Genomic DNA, 16,671 nt, shown 5'->3' with positions numbered 1-16,671 from the left:
CGGAGCCGCGCCGAGTGCCTGTCGGTCCGGAGAAGCGGAGGTGCGCGCTCGTACCGTCCGACCGTGCCCCGTTCCGCCGTACTCGTCCTGCTCGCCGTCCTTCTCGCGCTCACCGGCTGCACCTTCGAGTGGGAGCTCGAGGAACCCGCGCAGCCCACGCTCACGTCGGCCGGGCAGGGCGACGTCCCCGCGGGGACGCTCGACCCGACGGCGGCCGCGGCGGCGCTGGCCGCGTTGCCGGTGGCCGAGAAGTCGGCCCTGGACGGCTACGAGCGCGGCTGCGGCGAGGGGGAGGGCTGCGTCTTCGGGCCGGCCTGGGCCGACGTCGACCGCAACGGCTGCGACCAGCGCAACGACGTCCTGCACCGCGACCTCACCGGAGTGCAGGTGCGGGAGGGGACGCACGACTGCGTGGTGATCGCCGGGGTGCTGGACGACCCCTACACCGGGGCGAGCGTGGTGTTCGAGAAGGCCGAGGCCGCGCTGGTGCCCATCGACCACGTCGTTCCGCTCGCCGCGGCGTGGGTCCAGGGGGCGGCGGCGTGGCCGGTGGAGCAGCGGCAGGCCTTCGCCAACGACCTGACCAACCTGATGGCCACGACGCGGGCGGAGAACTCCGCGAAGGGCGACTCGACGGCTGATGAGTGGGTTCCGTCGGACCCCGGCTACGGCTGCTCGTACGCGACCGTCGTGATCACGGTGAAGGACCGCTACGTCCTGGCCGTCAGCCCGGCGGAGTCGGCGGCGCTGAAGTCACTGCTCGCCACTTGCTGAGCCCTGACCGGCGCGGCATCACGCTGCGTGACCGGACCGCCGGGGCGGCGTCCCAGGGTCACGGGATGCCTCCGCCTAGCGTGGACAGCGAGGTGATCAGACATGAGTGAACGCAACGGAACCCCGTCCTTGGGCACCGGTACCGCCGAGATCCCGGTGGTCCGCCCTGCCGCGACCACACCGGAGTCCGGCGCGACGCCGGCCGCCCCGCCCGTCCCTGCCCCCGATCGGGATGCACCCAACGTCGCGGCCGAGCACCCCGAGGGCGACCTCGTACCCGGGATGCACCCCACCGCGCCGGTGACGGTGCGCCCGACGCCGCGGATGCCCCGCCGGGGCCCGCTGACGATGATGGGCCCCTGGGCGCCGGTCGCCGGCGGCCTGCTCGGCCTGGTGCTCGGCGTCGTCGCCGTCCTCTTCCTGGCCAGCACCGCCGAGAGCTTCGAGGACCGGCTCGCGCTGGTGTTCGTCGTCCTGGGCCTCGGCATGCTCGGCACGTCGGGCATCCTGCTGGCCGACGAGGTGCGCATGAACCGCCAGCGTGCGCGCGACGCCGTCGTCCGCCCCGCCTGGGTCGAGGCGACCGCCGGCCTGCTCAACGGCCTGACGCCCGCCCGGCTGCTGCTGCTGTCCAGCGCGTTCGTGCTGTTCCTTTCGACGTACGTCAGCCGCTGACCGCGGGCACGGCTGACCGGTCGGGCTAGCGGTACGCCTGGATCCCCAGGGTGATCGCCAGACCCAGGCCGGCAACGGCGATCACCCGGCGCAGCGCGGTCTGCGGTGCCCGCCGCACGACCCGGGGGCCGAGCCGTCCGCCGGCGAAGAGGCCGATGGCCAGGGGCAGCGCCGCCGACCAGGCGATGGAGGCGAACACGACGAAGCCCACGGCCGCGACGGCGTTCGCGACACCGAGGATGACGTTCTTCATCGCGTTGCCGCGGGGCAGCGTCTCGCCGGTGCCCAGCAGGTACATCGCGAGCAGCAGCACGCCGGCAGCCGCCCCGAAATATCCGCCGTAGATGCCGATGGCGAACGTGCCGGCGGCCAGCCACCACGGGTCGCGGTGGTCACGATGGTGGGCGGCGCCTTCGGCGGCGAGCTCGCGGGGCGGGCGCTGGACGAGGATGGCTGCCGAGGCTGCGGCGATCAGGAACGGGACGAGGCGCTCGAAGGCGCCGGAGGGGGTCAGCAGGAGCAGGACCGCCCCGGTGGTCCCGCCCAGGACGGCGGCGATCGCCAGCGGCAGGAGCCGTCGGGTCTGACCCCGGAGCTCGGGCCGCGACGCGCTGACCGAGCCGACGCTGTTGAGCACCAGCGCCACGGTGTTGGTGACGTTCGCGGTGACGGGTGGCAGCCCGACGGCCAGGAGCGCCGGGTAGCTGATCAGCGAGGCCAGGCCGGCGATGCTGCCGGTCAGCCCGGCGCCGATCCCGGCGAGGACGAGGAGGGCGAACTCGAGGGCGCTCACCGGGTCAGCAGCACCGCGATGGCGATCAGCCCGAGGACGACGATCGCCGTCCGGAGGACAGCTGCCGGCAGACGCCGGCCGAACCGGGCGCCGGTGTAGCCGCCGAGGATTGCGCCGACGGCGATGAGACCCGCTGCCCGCCAGTCCACGCGGTCGGTGGCGACCACCACGTACGTCGCGGCGGCCACCCCGTTCACCGCCGTGGTCAGCACGTTCTTGATCGCGTTCAGCCGCTGCAGGGACTCGCGCAGGAGCAGCCCGAAGATGCCGATCTGCAGGACGCCCTGGCTGGCGGCGAAGTACCCCCCGTAGGTGCCGGTGACGTAGGCGCCGGCGAACAGTGCGGCCATCCGGCCGGGCCCGACCTCGACGGGCCCGACGTCCCCGGCCGGGCGCCGTCGGGCGAGGGCGCGCTGCACCGCCGGCTGGACGGCGACGAGCACGACCGCCAGACCGACGAGCACCGGCACGATCGCCTCGAAGCTCGACGCCGGGAGGTGCAGGAGCAGGAACGCCCCGGTCAGCGCACCGAGCATGGAGGCGGGGAGCAGCCGGACCAGGAGCCGCCGCTGGCCCGTCAGCTCGCGGCGGTAGCCGATTGCGCCGGTCAGGTTGCCCGGCACCAGGCCGAGGGAGTTGCTGACCGTCGCGGTCACCGGGGGGAGGCCGACGGCCAGCAGCACCGGGAAGGTGACCAGCGTTCCCGAGCCCACGACGGCGTTGATGCCGCCGGCGGCGAACCCGGCGGCGGCGACCGCCAGCATCTCCCACCCTGTCATCCGTGCATCGCCGGGAGCGTCGCACGGCGTCCGGGAGCCGCGCCGGTCGGACCGGGGTCGATCAGCTCACAGTTCGGCCCCGGCGTCCTCGCTGGAGGGCGCAGAGCCGAGTGGAGCGAGCGTGACCAGCGGGACGGTGAGCATGGCCTTCAGCGCGCCGAGCACGCCGAGAACGGGAACGGCGACGGCGCACCACATGCCGGGGCCGAACCGGTCGTCGGCCAGCCCGCTGTCGGCGATCAGGAGGACGACCGCGGCCGCGCCGGCCAGGGAGACGACGAGCGCCAGCACCCCGACGAGCCGGTGGGCCCGTGCGGGGACGAGCAGGAGCAGCCCGAGCAGGATGAGGATCCCGCCGCTCACCACCACGACGATGGGCTGCCAGACGACCGGCGGGGCGTCGCCGACACCGGCGCCGAGGGCCTCCACACCTCGCTTGACCAGGGACACGCCCGTGGGCCCCTCGCCCGGCGACCAGGACAACAGGAGGCTCACGTTCGCGGCGACGCCGGCCAGGACGAGCGCACCGGCGCCGAACGGGTCGGCCCGCTTGACGACCGCCAACTCCGGCGGGGACACGTCGGGGCCGGCGTGCCCGACCGACAGCTCGTCGTCCCCGGGGACCTCCGCGGGGAAGCCGAGGATGGTCGGCTCGGCCGCCGCGGCCCGATACCGGGGCGGCGGGACGGGAAGCGTCCCTGCGCCGGCTGTCCGTGACCGCGGCGCCCGCCTGCGCGCCGTTCGATGGTTGGAACCGTGGGGCTGCAGGCGTTCTGTCATCGGGTCCTCCGACGGCGCGGGCGAGGGGAGCACCCGCTGCTACCGAGGGTAGGACCGCGCCGACCGCTGTGGCGGCAGAATCGGCACGGGATCGGACACGATCCGGTGACGGATCAGTCCAACCAGCGTGCGTCGTTCCACGGGTAGCCCGCCGCGTCCCGATGGTCTCCGACGTGCCCGCTGCGGAGGACGCAGACGCGGACCTCCGGCTCCGGCGCGGTCAGCCACGTCACCGTCCCCGGGCACGTCGGCCGCGTCGATGGCGCCGGCCCGGGAAGCGTGGTCGTGGTGCTCTCGGCCATGCCCGCTCCTCAGAAGGGTCGCCGGGTCCGGGGCGAGAGTCGGTCCTCCGACCGGTCCTGGTCGCGAGGTTACGAGGGCGGTAGGGCGCCCGCCATTCCGGCGGGCGCTCCGCCGCTCTCACGGGTGCGCGGTGACCTTCTCGAGCAGTTCGCCGGCCAGCGGTCGGTCGGCGTAGACCAGGCGCACGGCGGCCGGGTCGGGGTTGCCCGCATCCGGTCCGCGCCAGACCAGGGACAGTCCGGCGCGCTCGGCCCGGCCCCGGGACTGCGCGTTGTGCTCCAGCAGGTAGGCGATCACCGGAAGGTCGGGGTGGACGGTGTGGGCGGCGTCGATCGCCGCACTCACCAGCTCGGCGGCGAGGCCCAGCCCCCAGGCCGGCGGGGTCAGCCGGTAGTAGAGGTTCCACCATGCCGTCTCCACCCGGACGGCGCAGCCGCCGGTGCCGACGAGGGCCCCGGACCGGAGCGGCGTCCCGGGCAGGTCGTGGCGGAGCCGGGCGGACCAGTAGCCGAGCCCGTCGGTGGCCCAGTGGCGCACCGAGTGACCGATGCCGGTCATGGTCTGGTCCGGTGAGGTGTGCCGGCCCGACGGCAGGTGCGCCCAGACCCCGGGATCGGACATCAGGGCGACGTGCTCGTCCAGGTCAGCAGGGACGACGGCGTCGAGCCGGAGTCGAGGGGTGAGCACGTGCCGGAGATCCACGCTCAGTCCTTGCGGCCGGCGTCCACCAGCCGGATCACCGCGGTGCCCTCCTCGTCGGAGGCCTCCAGGTCGACCGCGACGTCGAAGCCCCAGTCGTGGTTCCCGTCGGGGTCGTCGAGGATCTGCCGCACCTTCCAGAGGCCGGGCTCGGACTTGTCCACGATGAGCAGGGCGGGGCCGCGCGCGTCGGCGCCGGTCTGCACCTCCTCGTGCTCGGCGAAGTAGGCCCGCACGACCTCCTCCCACCGGTCGGCGCCCCAGCCGGAATCGCCGTCCAGCTCGCCGAGGTCGTACCAGCGACGGCGAGCGAAGAGCTCCACGCGGCGGAACAGGGCGTTGCGGACCATCGCGGTGAACGCGCGCTCGTTGCCGGTGAGCGGTCGCGGCCGCGCGGGCACGGACACCGGGACGTCGAGCGGCTGGTCGGGCGAGGTGAGCTGCTCCCACTCGTCCAGCAGCGAGGAGTCGACCTGCCGCACCAGCTCGCCGAGCCACTCGACGATGTCGGTGACCTCCTCGGTGCGCGCCACCGCGGGCACTCCCGAGCGCAGCGCCTTGAAGGCATCGGACAGGTAGCGGAGCACCGCACCCTCCGAGCGCGTGAGCCCGTAGGTGTTCACGAACTCCCGGAAGGTGAACGCCCGCTCCCACATCTCCCGGACTATCGCCTTCGGTGACAGCAACCCGTCCGCGGCCCACGGGTTGGTCTGCCGGTAGACCTCGAAGGCGTGCCCGAGCAGCTCCTCGAGCGGCTTCGGATAGGTGACCTCCTCGAGGAGCTCCATCCGCTCGTCGTACTCGATGCCCTCGGCCTTCATCTGCGCGACCGCCTCGCCCTTGGCCTTGTTCAGCTGCGCGGCGAGGATCTGGCGCGGGTCGTCGAGGGTCGCCTCGATGACGCTCACGACGTCGAGCGGATAGGTGTCGGCCTCGGGGTCGAGCACCTCGATGGCGGCCAGCGCGAAGGTGGACAGCGGCTGGTTGAGCGCGAAGTCCGGCGGCAGGTCGAGGGTCAGGTCGTAGCGCCGTCCGTCGGGCTCGGGCTCGGGCAGCCGCTCCAGGACGCCGGCCTGCAGCAGCGACCGGGCGATCCCGATGGCGTCGCGGATGTGCTGGAGCTGCTTCTTGCGCGGCTCGTGGTTCTCCGTCAGCAGCCGGCGCATGGCGACGAACGGGTCACCGGGGCGGTCGACGACGTCGAGGATCATCGACGTCGACACCCGCATGTTGCTGGTCAGCTTCTCGGGTTCGCCCTCGACCAGCCGGTTCATCGTCGACTCGCTCCACGGCACCATGCCGTCGGGCACCTTCTTGCGCACCAGCTTGCGGCGCTTCTTCGGGTCGTCGGCGACCTTCGCGAACTGCTTGAGGTTCTCGACCTCGTGCTCCGGCGCCTGGACGACGACGGTTCCCGCGGTGTCGTATCCCGCCCGGCCCGCGCGCCCGGCGATCTGGTGGAACTCGCGCACCTGCAGCAGCCGGGTGCGGGTGCCGTCGTACTTGCTCAGCGCGGAGAACACGACGGTGCGGATCGGCACGTTGATGCCGACGCCGAGGGTGTCGGTGCCGCAGATGACCTTGAGCAGGCCGGCCTGGGCCAGCTGCTCGACCAGCCGCCGGTACTTGGGCAGCATCCCGGCGTGGTGGACGCCGATGCCGTGCCGGACCAGCCTGCTGAGGGTGGTGCCGAAGGCGGAGGAGAACCGGAACCCACCGATCATGTCGGCGATCGCGGCCTTCTCCTCCTTGGTGGAGACGTTGACGCTCATCAGCGCCTGCGCGCGCTCCAGCGCCGAGGCCTGGGTGAAGTGGACGACGTAGACCGGCGCCTGCTTGGTGTCCAGGAGGTCCTGGATCGTCTCGTGCATCGGCGTCGTCGCGTAGTAGTGGTGCAGCGGCACCGGGCGCTCGGCGTTGGCGACCAGCGCCGTCATTCGGCCGGTGCGGCGGGTCAGGTCCTCGCGCAGGCTCGTGACGTCGCCCAGGGTCGCCGACATCAGCAGGAACTGCGCCTTCGGCAGCTCCAGCAGCGGTACCTGCCAGGCCCAGCCGCGGTCGGGGTCGCCGTAGAAGTGGAACTCGTCCATGACCACGAGGCCGATGTCGGCGTCGGCGCCCTCCCGCAGGGCGATGTTGGCCAGCACCTCCGCGGTGCAGGCGATGATCGGGGCGTCATGGTTGACGCTGGCGTCGCCGGTGAGCATGCCGACGTTGGCCGCACCGAAGACGCCGCAGAGCGCGAAGAACTTCTCGCTGACCAGCGCCTTGATCGGCGCCGTGTAGTAGCTCCGTCGTCCCGCCGCCAGGGCTGCGTACTGGGCGCCGGTGGCCACGAGCGATTTGCCCGACCCGGTCGGGGTCGCCAGGACGACGTTCGCGCCGCTGACCAGTTCGATCAGCGCCTCCTCCTGCGCGGGGTACAGCACGGTGCCGCTGGCCTCGGCCCACTCGGCGAAGGAGGCGAACAGCTCGTCGGGATCGGCTCCCTTCGCGCGCAGCGTGGACAGGTCACCGGCGTCGTCGAGCAGGGGCGGAGCGGCAAGGGAGGAGGACATCGTGAGGAACAGCGTGCCTGACGCGCGTTCCCTTCCCGCGCAGGTGTCCTCGTGCGCCGCGCGGGTAGGCGGTCCCCGACGACGACGCACAGAGGAGGACGACGTGGCCGAACCCCGCCCCGAATCGCAGCCCGCGCAGCAGCAGGAGCCTCCCGGCGTGCTCGGGAAGATGGATCCGAAGCCAGACCACGGCGAGGAGAGCTACCGCGGCTCCGGGAAGCTGACCGGCAAGGTCGCGGTGATCACCGGCGGGGACAGCGGCATCGGCCGAGCCGTGGCCATCGCGTTCGCGCGTGAGGGCGCCGACGTCCTGATCTCGTACCTGAACGAGCACGAGGACGCCAAGGACACCTCGAAGTACGTGGAGGAAGCCGGCCGCCGGTGCCTGTTGGTGGCGGGCGACCTGGCCGACCGCGCCCACGTCACGACGATCATCCCGAGGGCGGTCGAGGTGTTCGGGCGGGTCGACGTCCTGGTGAACAACGCCGCGTTCCAGATGAGCCACCCCTCGCTCGACGAGGTCGCCGACGAGGAGTGGGACCACACGCTCGCGGTGAACCTCTCGGCGATGTTCATCCTCTGCAAGGCGGCCATCCCGCACATGCAGCCGGGCGCCTCGATCATCAACTCGTCCTCGGTGAACTCCGACATGCCCAGCCCCGACCTCGCGCCCTACGCGATGACCAAGGCCGGGATTGCGAACTTCACCGCGAGCCTGGCGCAGATGCTGGCGGAGAGGGGCATCCGGGCGAACAGTGTCGCGCCCGGCCCGGTCTGGACGCCGCTGATCCCGGCGACGATGCCGCCGGAGAAGGTGGAGGGCTTCGGGGAGCAGGTGCCGATGGGCCGGGCCGCCCAGCCGGCCGAGCTCGCACCGGCCTACGTCCTGCTGGCCAGCGACGAGGCGAGCTACATCTCCGGCGCCCGCATCGCGGTGACCGGCGGCAAACCCATCCTCTGACCGGCGTGATGATCAGGTCTCCTGATCATTCTGGGTCCTGGCTCACCACCGACGGTGAGCCAGGACCCTTTATGATCAGGTCTCCTGATCATCATGGCGACCCGCTCGATGTCGGACGGTCGGACGCGGCAGCAGCCGCCGACCAGCCGGGCACCGCCGTCGACCCACGGGGGGACGTCGTCCGTCGCGATCCCGGGGGTGCCGGTCCACCGGCGGCCGACGGCGTCCCAGCTCTCGCCGCTGTTCGGGTAGACGACGACCGGCCTCCCGGCGACGGACGCCGCCGCGACCGCCGCGCCGATCGCTGCCGGTGCGGTGCAGTTCACGCCGACGGCGATCACGGCGTCGACGGAGGCGGCCATCGCAAACACGTCGGCGGCGAGCTCTCCCCGCCGGGTTCGGGCGACGCCGTCGCCGTCGAGCACCGTGGTGAGCGACAGCCAGACCGGGATCCCGAGCGCGTCGGCCTCGGCGATCAGCGCCTCCGCCTCGGCCGCGGCGGGCACGGTCTCGCAGGCCAGGACGTCGGCGCCGGCCTCGGCCAGCAGCTCCATCCTCGGCCGGTGGAACGCGCGCAGACGAGCGACCGACAGGGCGTCCACGTAGGCCCCGGTGTACTCCGACCCGTCGGCGAGCATCGCGCCGTACGGACCGACCGAGCCGGCGACCCAGCCGTCCCCCTGACCCTCGCGGGCGAGCGCGACCGAGGAGGCGATCAGCCGGCGGGCCTCGGTGGCGTCGACCCCGGCCGCGCCGAAGCCCTCGACCGTGGCCTGGTAGCTCGCCGTCGTCGCGACCTGGGCGCCGGCCGCGGCGAAGGCCGCATGCGCCGCGACGATCGCGCCGGGGTCGTCCCGCAGCAGCCGCGCCGACCAGAGCGCCGAGCTCACGTCGTGACCACGCGCCTCGAGCTCGGTGGACAGCCCGCCGTCGAGGATCACGGTGCCGGTGGCGAGGGCCTCGGCGAGAGAACGCATGGACACGATCATCGCGCGGTACTGCCACCCCCATGGTGTTCATCTGGAGCAGTGGCTGGGGTCCGCGGCGGCGGCGGTCCCGACGCGGGTACGGCGGACCGGGCTATGGCTACGGCCCTGGCTACGGGCGCGGGTACGGCCGGCCCAACGACTCCTGCCTGCGCGATCTGTTCCTGCTGAACACCGGCTGCTGCCTGGCCAACTTCATCGGCTGCGGCACCGACTCCTTCCTCCTGGCGCCGGCCACCGTGCGGCAGGTGCGCAGGAGCGGCACGGGGGAGCGGGGCACCCGGCTCGCCGACCGGCTGGTGGCCGCGGTGCGGGTCTATCAGCGGGAGATCAGCCCGAAGCGCGCGCCGTGCTGCCACTTCACCCCGACGTGCTCGGCCTACGCGGTGCAGGCCCTCGAGCAGCACGGCGCCGGCCGCGGCACCTGGCTCACCCTGCGCCGGCTGGTCCGCTGCCGTCCCGGGGCCGTTGGAGGCCCGGACCCGGTGCCCGCGGCCACCTGACCTGCCGGTAAAGCAGGTAAAGCAGGTGCGGCCCGCCGATGCCCTCACCTAGCGTCGCCCGGTGAGCACCGACGGCGCCACTACGACCGGGATCAGTACGTGGCAGGACCCGGCCTGGCGGGACGATGCTCTGGCCTGGGCGGTCGAGCAGCTCCGCCTGCGTGGGAAAGCGCTGAGCGGCGAGGCGGAACAGCCGCACGTGTACCCCTGGTCCACGGTCTTCCGCCTGCCCGTGGACGGCGGCGCGGTGTGGCTCAAGTCCGTCGGTCCGGGTTCCGCGCACGAGCCGCCGCTGGCCACGGCGCTCGGCGCGTGGGTGCCCGACCGCGTCCTCGTCCCGCTCGCGATGCATCCCGGCCGCCGGCTGATGCTGCTCCCCGACGGGGGCCCCACCCTGCGCGCTGCCGGCGGGGCCGCGTCCGTCGATGCCTGGACGGCCTTGCTACGCGACTACGCGCTGCTGCAGCTCGAGCTGGTTCCGCGCGCCGAGAAGATGGTGGGTCTCGGCGTGCCGGATGCCCGGCTCGAGCGGCTGCCCGGCCTGGTCCGGGACCTGCTCGCGGACGACGAGGCCCTGCTCCTGGGGCGTCCCGGCGGACTCAGCACGGCGGTCCGCGACCGGGTGGCCGCCGACCTCGGTCGGTACGAGGACCTGTGCGGCCGGCTGGCGGACTCCGGCATCCCGCCCACGCTGCAGCACGACGACCTGCACGACGCGAACGTGTTCGTGGGCGAGGGGCGGCACCGCTTCTTCGACTGGGGTGACGCCGTCGTCTCCCATCCCTTCCTCAGCCTGCTGGTGACGCTCCGGGTGGCGCAGGACGCGCTCGGCGTCCCGAACGGAGATGCCGCGCTGCTCCGGCTCCGGGACGCCTACCTCGACGTCTGGCGCGACCACGGCACCCTGCCCGAGCTCCGGCACCAGTGCGACCTGGCCCTCGCGGTCGGACCCCTGCAGCGGGCGCTCACCTGGCGGCGGATTCTTCGCGGCGTGCACGCGGCCGAGCGGACCGAGTGGCAGGACAGCGTTCCCGGGTGGACGGCCGAGCACCTCGAACCGGGCACCCTCATCGCCCCGGCGTCCGTGCAGGCCGGACACTGAGCCCATGGCAGCGACCGACGAGCCGTCCGGCGACCTCGTGGTCACCGGCTCCGTCGTCGTCCCCGCTTCCTCGTTGAACTGGCGGTTCTCCCGCTCGTCGGGCCCGGGCGGCCAGGGCGTCAACACCGCCGACTCACGGGTCGAGCTGTCGGTCGCGCCGCTGGATCTCCCGGGGCTGACCGAGCACCAGCAGCAGCGGCTCGCGGCCCGTCTGGGGTCCCGGCTGGTGGACGGCGTCCTGACGATCGCCGCCAGCGAGCACCGTCAGCAGCTGCGCAACCGCCAGGCCGCGCGGGAGCGGCTGGCCGCCGTCCTGCGTGCCGCTCTCGCGCCGCCGCCGCCGAGCCGGCGCCGGACGAAGCCGACCCGGGGCTCTCAGGAGCGCCGGATCGAGGCGAAGAAGCAGCGCGGCCAGCTGAAGAAGCAGCGCCGCACCTGGGACTAGCGCGGCCGTCCCGGTCTCAGCGCCCCGGCGGGTGCTCGGCGATGCAGAAGAGGTTGCCCTCCGGGTCGCGCAACGTGGACCATCGCACCCAGGGCACCTCGTCGAGCACGTCCCACTGGTGCGTGGCACCCAGACCGACCGCCCGGCCGACCTCCTCGAGCCGGGATCCCCACGGCACGGTGAGGTCGACGTGCTGACCCTGGCGTTCGGGACGCAGGCCCGCGCGCTTCTGGAAGAACATGGCGAAGCCGTCGGGGTGCCGAGCGGCGACGAAGGCATGGTCCGGGGAATCTCCGGTCACCGCGCCTCCGAGCAGACGCGCCCAGAAGGCCGCCAGAGCCCGGGGTTCGGCTGCCTCCATGTTCACCGCGCCGAGGGTGATCGCGCCGCCAGGGGTCATGCTTCGCGAAGCTACGCGCGAGCACCGACAGGCCGGTCATCTGCCCAGCGAGGCGCGACGCCGCCGGAGGAAGGCCCGTTCCGGGTCGTTCCCCGCCAGCGCGATCGCGGCCTCGTAGGCGTCGGCCGCCTCGTCCGCCCGGCCGAGCCGCCGCAGCAGGTCTGCGCGGACGGCGTGCAGCAGGTGGGACCGGGCGAGGTCGAGCCCGTCCACGAGGGCGAGGGCTTCCGACGGCCCGGACACCTCGGCCACCGCGACCGCCCGGTTCAGGGCGACCACCGGGCTGGGCGCCACCGCCACCAGCTGGTCGTAGAGCGCCAGGATCTGGCCCCACTCGGTGTCGGCGGTCGAGGCGGCGTCGCTGTGCACGGCGTTGATGGCGGCCTGGATCTGGTACGCGCCCGGCTGGTTGCGGCGCAGACATCGGCGGACCAGGTCCTGGCCCTCGGCGATCAGCGCCCGGTCCCAGCAGGAGCGGTCCTGGTCGGCCAGCAGCACGAGACCGCCGTCCGGGCCGGTCCGCGCCGCGCGCCGCGAGTCGACGAGCAGCATCAGCGCCAGCAGACCTGTCACCTCCGGCTCGTCCGGCATGAGCTCCGTCAGCAGCCGCCCGAGCCGGATCGCTTCCGCGCAGAGGTCCTCGCGGACGAGCGCCTCGCCCGACGTCGCGCGGTGCCCCTCGGTGAAGACCAGGTAGACGACGGCGAGGACGGGGCGCAGCCGGTCGGGCAGCTCGGCCTCGGTCGGCACCCGGTAGGGGATGCGCGCGTTGCGGATCTTGGCCTTGGCGCGGACGAGGCGCTGGGCCATCGTCGCTTCGGGCACCAGGAAGGCCGCGGCGATCTCCGCCGTGGTCAGGCCGCCCAGCAGTCGCAGGGTCAGCGCGACCTGCGCCGGGACGGCGAGCGACGGGTGGCAACAGGTGAAGATCAGCCGCAGTCGGTCGTCGCGCACGGGCCCTTCCTCGGCCGGGGGTGTGTCGTCGCGGAGCAGCGCGGCCTGGACGTGCCGGTCGGTGCGGGAGCTCTCCCGCCGCATCCGGTCGATGGCCCGGTTCCGGGCGGTGGTGATGATCCAGCCGGCCGGGCTGGGCGGGACGCCGTCGGTCGGCCAGCGCGCGACGGCGGTGACGAACGCGTCCTGCACCGCCTCCTCGGCGGCGTCGATGTCGCCGAGGAGACGGACCAGGACCGCGACCGCGCGCCCGTAGTGCTCCCGGAACACGCGCTCGATCTCGGCTGTCAGTAGAACGGCCGGACCTCGATCGGCAGCGGCGTGAGCACCCGGGCGAGCTTGCGGCCCCAGTGCAGGGCGGCGTCGAGATCCCGCGCTTCGATGATGTCGAACCCGCCGACGTGCTCCTTGCCCTCCACGTAGGGGCCGTCGGTGAGCAGGACGTCGTCTCCCGCGACCCGCAGCACCGTCGCGGTCTCCGGGGGGTGCAGTCCGTTCGCGAAGACCCACACGCCGGCCTCCTGCATCTCCCGGTTCAGCGCGTCCAGCTGGGCCATCACCGGGCCCATCACCTCGGGCGGGGGCGGATCGCCGTCGGGTTGGTAGATCGTGAGCAGGTACTGCGGCATCTCGTTCCTCCTCGGGTCTGCGCCGGTTCTCCCACCGGCTGCTCACCCTCTGTACGAACGGCTACCGGCCGGATCGACAGGGCCGGCGAAGAGATCTCAGCGGCGCTGAGGCTGCCGCACCAGCACCCAGAGCGGGAGCTCGTCGTCCGTCGTCCGGCCGGTCAGGGTGACCTCGAAGCCGAAGCCCCGCAGGAACCGCACGTTGGCCCAGCTGTGGACGGCGGCCGCGGCCAACGTGCCCTCGGTGTCGCAGCGCACCAGTACCGGTGCGAGCACGGCCGCCGCCAGGCCGCGCCGTCGCGCCGTCGGCCGTACGCCGAGGTGCGCCAGCCACCAGTGCGGCGCCTCCGGGCGGGCGGCGGCGATCAGGTCAGCGGTCCCGGAAACCGCGGCCCACCGGTCGGCGGCCAGGTACGGGAGTTCGCGCGCCAGCGCGGCACGGACGTCGTCCGGCAGGGGAGCGGTACCCGCGGGCGGCTCCCACACAGCCACCGCACTGACGTCCTCGGTGACCCAGGCGGTGTGTGTGGCGACGCCCCGGTGTCCGGCGTCCAGCTCGTTCAGGCGGGTGAGGCGCTGCATCCGGCCGTCGTCGGGCAGGGCCCAGCGGGTCCAGCGCGAGTCGGCGAGCGCGATGGTGAGGGTGGCGGCGATCCGCGGCACGTCGCGCTGCTCGGCGAGCCGGACGTCGGGTGCCTCTTCGTCCGGGTCGTCGACCCTCCGCACGGTCGGGCCCGGGGGAGTCACCCCGGCATTCGACCACGACGGGGGGCCGCCCCCGAGGGACGGCCCCCCGTGCTGGGGTCCTGCGTCAGACGTCGAAGCCGGCGCGGTCGACCTTGCGGTGGTAGCGGTCCCCGAGCTTGCCGCCGAGGATCGCGCCCAGCAGCGTGACCAGGAGGACGGCGACCAGCGCGATGATGCCGCCGGTCGTCGCGGTGCCCTCGTCGATCGGGATGCGGGGGAGGTTGAGCTGCTGCAGCACGTTGTACTGCGAGCCGAACACCAGACCGGCCACCGCGAGCGCCAGGACGACGAGCAGTCCGATCACCCAGACGGCGACCCCCTGCCGGGCACCGTCGAAGCGGGCCATCCGGCCGGCCACGTAGCCGCCGGCGAGGTAGGCCAGGAACAGGATCACCAGGAGGACGATGCCTCCGACGACGCCGATCGTGGTGGCGTCATCGGTGGCCGCATCGGCGCTGGGAATGCCCTGGGTGAGGCCGATGGCCACGCCGGCGGCACTCAGCAGGGCAACCAGCAGCACGGCCAGGCCGTTCGCGGAGAGCCAGCCGAAGAAGGCCGCTCCCCACTTGATGCCGCCGTAGCGGGATCGCTGGGCGTCGACCGCGTCGCGGGCCGCCCCCTTCGTCGAGTGGGCACCCTCGCTCTGGGCGGAGTCGAACGTGGACATGAGGCTCCTCGGGAGTCGCCGGACATCGCTGCCCGGCGGATGGGATGTGGAGTGCGCCGGCGCGGTCGGGCGGGACGCGTCGCCCGCCCGACCGCGCCGGGACGATCAGGAGCGGCGGACGTCTGCGTCGGCGTCGAGCTCGATCTGCTCCTTGCGCACGGTCTCGTTCACCGTCTGCTGCTCGGTCACCGTCTGCGTGTCCAGGCGCACGCGCTCGACCGGCACGGCCTCCTTGGCGACGACGGGGCGCTCGGCGTGCAGGACGACCTCGTGCTCCTCCTCGGAGATGGCCGGGCCGGCGAGGGCGTCCCCGACGTTGGCGTCGGTGATCGGCTCGCGCTCCAGCCGGACCTCCTCGTGGGAGACCGGGACGGTCTGCGTCACGTTCTCGGTGACGACGTACTTGCGCAGCCGGGCGCGGCCGGCCTCGACGCGCTGGGTGCCGACGTGCAGCTGCTCCTCGGAGCGGGTCATGGCGTCGTCGGTGGTGGGGCCGGAGGTGTCGTGCCCGACGGTGCCACGGGACGTCGTCTCGGCGACCGGGGCGCTGGTCCCGGCGGACCCGATGCCGTAGTAGCGGTAGAGCTCCTCCTCCTCAGTGGGGGAGAGGTGCCCCTCGGACTCGATGTGCGGAGCGCTCTTGACCTTGTCCTTGTCGTACGGGACGCGGAGGTCGGCTCCGGACAGGTCCGCGTCCGCCAGGGGGACGAACGCCTCCTTGGTGCCGAAGAGGCCGGTGCGGACCGTGGCCCACTCCGGGCGGCCGGTCTCGTCGTCGAGGTACACCTCGCCGACGGTGCCCAGCTTGCCGTCGGTGCCGACGGCGGTGCTGCCGATGACTGTGCTGAGCTGCTGTTCGGTGATCATTGCGCTCCTCGTGGGTATGGCTGAACGGTCGGGGGGCCTTCGCGGCGCGTGCCGCCGACCGAAGGTCGCCAGGGACCATGCCCGGAGCTTTACGTTGTAAACGGAACCGCCCGCGTGGCGTGCCGGTCAGGTGCGCCGGTCACCGCGGCGGGGCGTGCGGCCTTCCCGGAGGACGACCTCCAGCCGGCCGAGGAGGTTCTCCAGCGCCTCCTCGAACTCGGCCGCCGACTCGTCCAGGGAGAGCAGCGGCTCCAGGCGGACGACCGTCGGGTACTCGCTGAGGTCGGTGTCCGCCGCTGCCTCCGGCACCCCCTCCGGGTGGTCCTCGGGGCTGATCTTCACGCCCTTCTGCGACACCTCGAGCAGGAGATGGCCGAGCAGGAAGCTGGAGTAGGCCCGGTACGCCGCGACGGCGGACTCCTCGGTGAATCCGGTGTCGATCAGGGCGTCGAGGAACGACTCCACCCAGCGGAGGCTGCGCAGCGGCGGCCGGACCCACGGTGCCGCGGGCGGGCGGGTGGCCACGAGAGGGAAGACCTCGGGATGGGCGAGGGCGATCCTGCGCACCCCGTGCGCCAGGCGCTGGAGATAGTCCTGCCAGCCGTGGGAGGCGGCCAGGTGGACGTCGGGATCGCCATAGAGCTCGTCGATGACGGACTCGACCACGCCGTCCAGGAGGTTCTCCCGACCGGGCACGTACCGGTAGAGGGCCATTCCCTCGACGCCGAGGTAGGCGCCGAGCCGGCGCATGGTCAGGGCATTGAGGCCCTGCCCGTCGATGAACTCGATGGCTGCGCCCAGGATCCGCCGTCGGTCCAGGCCGCTGCGACCCGAGCCGGCCGGCGCGGCCGGGATCACGCTGGCGGCCCCACCGCGGCCTTCGGGGCTGTCGGGGTCGGCGTCCTCGTCCGGTGCAGTCATGGCCCACTCCTTCGGTACGGCAGCCCCGCTCACGTCGTTCACATACTGCGCGGAGGTGTCTGCACATCGTCGGGTGCCCTCTTGTGAGGACGACGGAACGCAGCGTTGACGCCAGGGTGGCGATGCGG

At 73.2% G+C, this 16,671-nt stretch carries 20 protein-coding genes; 6 read left to right on the top strand and 14 right to left on the bottom strand.

The features are described from left to right. Positions 1 to 63: 63 nt before the first annotated feature. Both E4P38_RS17960 and E4P38_RS17955 read left to right on the top strand, forming a co-directional pair. Positions 64 to 774, top strand: a complete 711-nt coding sequence (locus tag E4P38_RS17960) for an HNH endonuclease family protein (RefSeq protein WP_209309172.1) — start codon at positions 64 to 66, stop codon at positions 772 to 774. A 102-nt stretch (positions 775 to 876) separates the two neighbouring features. Then, the gene (locus E4P38_RS17955) at positions 877 to 1,449 is read left to right on the top strand and encodes a hypothetical protein (protein ID WP_135133322.1); all 573 of its coding nucleotides are present in this window, start codon (positions 877 to 879) and stop codon (positions 1,447 to 1,449) included. 25 nt (positions 1,450 to 1,474) lie between these two features. Here the strand turns inward: E4P38_RS17955 and E4P38_RS17950 are convergent, their stop codons facing one another. From E4P38_RS17950 to E4P38_RS17925, 6 genes are all read right to left on the bottom strand, one after another. Beyond that, positions 1,475 to 2,242, bottom strand: coding sequence for a sulfite exporter TauE/SafE family protein (locus tag E4P38_RS17950; protein ID WP_135133321.1), 768 nt, complete (start codon positions 2,240 to 2,242; stop codon positions 1,475 to 1,477). Beyond that, on the bottom strand, positions 2,239 to 3,021 hold the full coding sequence (locus E4P38_RS17945) for a sulfite exporter TauE/SafE family protein (RefSeq protein ID WP_135133320.1): 783 nt from the start codon (positions 3,019 to 3,021) through the stop codon (positions 2,239 to 2,241). The genes E4P38_RS17950 and E4P38_RS17945 overlap by 4 nt, the downstream gene beginning before the upstream one ends. 66 nt (positions 3,022 to 3,087) lie before the next feature. Beyond that, positions 3,088 to 3,801 (bottom strand): hypothetical protein, encoded by a 714-nt coding sequence (locus E4P38_RS17940; protein ID WP_135133319.1) that lies wholly within the window; start codon positions 3,799 to 3,801, stop codon positions 3,088 to 3,090. A 113-nt stretch (positions 3,802 to 3,914) separates the two neighbouring features. Continuing rightward, entirely contained in the window at positions 3,915 to 4,103 is a 189-nt protein-coding gene (locus E4P38_RS17935) for a hypothetical protein (RefSeq protein WP_135133318.1), read from the bottom strand. A 118-nt stretch (positions 4,104 to 4,221) separates the two neighbouring features. Then, positions 4,222 to 4,806, bottom strand: a complete 585-nt coding sequence (locus tag E4P38_RS17930) for a GNAT family N-acetyltransferase (protein WP_209309171.1) — start codon at positions 4,804 to 4,806, stop codon at positions 4,222 to 4,224. A 2-nt stretch (positions 4,807 to 4,808) separates the two neighbouring features. Then, positions 4,809 to 7,361 carry a DEAD/DEAH box helicase gene (locus E4P38_RS17925; protein WP_135133317.1) on the bottom strand — a complete coding sequence of 851 codons (2,553 nt, stop codon included), beginning with the start codon at positions 7,359 to 7,361 and terminating at the stop codon, positions 4,809 to 4,811. 103 nt (positions 7,362 to 7,464) lie between these two features. Here E4P38_RS17925 and E4P38_RS17920 point away from each other — a divergent pair, with 103 nt between their 5' ends. Then, positions 7,465 to 8,322 carry an SDR family oxidoreductase gene (locus tag E4P38_RS17920; RefSeq protein WP_135133316.1) on the top strand — a complete coding sequence of 286 codons (858 nt, stop codon included), beginning with the start codon at positions 7,465 to 7,467 and terminating at the stop codon, positions 8,320 to 8,322. On the opposite strand, the gene mmuM is transcribed toward E4P38_RS17920, so the two are convergent. Beyond that, positions 8,271 to 9,299, bottom strand: coding sequence for a homocysteine S-methyltransferase (gene mmuM, locus E4P38_RS17915; protein WP_245161121.1), 1,029 nt, complete (start codon positions 9,297 to 9,299; stop codon positions 8,271 to 8,273). The genes E4P38_RS17920 and mmuM overlap by 52 nt on opposite strands. Positions 9,300 to 9,331: 32 nt before the next feature. On the opposite strand from mmuM, the gene yidD reads away from it, so the two are divergent. The 3 genes from yidD to arfB all read left to right on the top strand — a co-directional run bounded on the left by yidD (position 9,332) and on the right by arfB (position 11,358). Further along, complete coding sequence (gene yidD / locus E4P38_RS17910) at positions 9,332 to 9,811, top strand: membrane protein insertion efficiency factor YidD (protein WP_135133314.1); 480 nt, start codon at positions 9,332 to 9,334, stop codon at positions 9,809 to 9,811. Between the two features lie 61 nt (positions 9,812 to 9,872). Beyond that, positions 9,873 to 10,913, top strand: coding sequence for a phosphotransferase (locus E4P38_RS17905; RefSeq protein ID WP_135133313.1), 1,041 nt, complete (start codon positions 9,873 to 9,875; stop codon positions 10,911 to 10,913). A gap of 4 nt (positions 10,914 to 10,917) precedes the next feature. Then, the gene (arfB, locus tag E4P38_RS17900; RefSeq protein WP_135133312.1) at positions 10,918 to 11,358 is read left to right on the top strand and encodes an alternative ribosome rescue aminoacyl-tRNA hydrolase ArfB; all 441 of its coding nucleotides are present in this window, start codon (positions 10,918 to 10,920) and stop codon (positions 11,356 to 11,358) included. A 16-nt stretch (positions 11,359 to 11,374) separates the two neighbouring features. Here the strand turns inward: arfB and E4P38_RS17895 are convergent, their stop codons facing one another. From E4P38_RS17895 to E4P38_RS17865, 7 genes are all read right to left on the bottom strand, one after another. Further along, positions 11,375 to 11,758, bottom strand: coding sequence for a VOC family protein (locus E4P38_RS17895; protein ID WP_135133311.1), 384 nt, complete (start codon positions 11,756 to 11,758; stop codon positions 11,375 to 11,377). Positions 11,759 to 11,794: 36 nt separating this feature from the next. Next, positions 11,795 to 12,982: an RNA polymerase sigma factor gene (locus E4P38_RS17890; RefSeq protein WP_245161120.1), complete on the bottom strand. Its 1,188-nt coding sequence runs from the start codon at positions 12,980 to 12,982 to the stop codon at positions 11,795 to 11,797. A 17-nt stretch (positions 12,983 to 12,999) separates the two neighbouring features. After that, a complete protein-coding gene (locus E4P38_RS17885; RefSeq protein ID WP_135133310.1) occupies positions 13,000 to 13,341 on the bottom strand; it encodes a YciI family protein in 342 nt (113 codons plus the stop codon). A gap of 96 nt (positions 13,342 to 13,437) precedes the next feature. After that, positions 13,438 to 14,088 carry a GNAT family N-acetyltransferase gene (locus E4P38_RS17880; protein WP_135133309.1) on the bottom strand — a complete coding sequence of 217 codons (651 nt, stop codon included), beginning with the start codon at positions 14,086 to 14,088 and terminating at the stop codon, positions 13,438 to 13,440. Between the two features lie 64 nt (positions 14,089 to 14,152). After that, positions 14,153 to 14,755 carry a hypothetical protein gene (locus tag E4P38_RS17875; protein WP_135133308.1) on the bottom strand — a complete coding sequence of 201 codons (603 nt, stop codon included), beginning with the start codon at positions 14,753 to 14,755 and terminating at the stop codon, positions 14,153 to 14,155. Positions 14,756 to 14,860: 105 nt separating this feature from the next. Then, positions 14,861 to 15,622, bottom strand: coding sequence for a PRC and DUF2382 domain-containing protein (locus E4P38_RS17870; protein WP_135133307.1), 762 nt, complete (start codon positions 15,620 to 15,622; stop codon positions 14,861 to 14,863). 126 nt (positions 15,623 to 15,748) lie between these two features. After that, positions 15,749 to 16,543, bottom strand: coding sequence for a TetR/AcrR family transcriptional regulator C-terminal domain-containing protein (locus tag E4P38_RS17865; RefSeq protein ID WP_135133306.1), 795 nt, complete (start codon positions 16,541 to 16,543; stop codon positions 15,749 to 15,751). Between the last annotated feature and the right edge of the window lie 128 nt (positions 16,544 to 16,671).

This window comes from Blastococcus sp. CT_GayMR16, from assembly GCF_004570875.1.
Lineage (GTDB): Bacteria > Actinomycetota > Actinomycetes > Mycobacteriales > Geodermatophilaceae > Blastococcus_B.
Note: the sequence above shows the minus strand (reverse complement) of the source record. Positions and strands in the feature narration are given on the sequence as shown.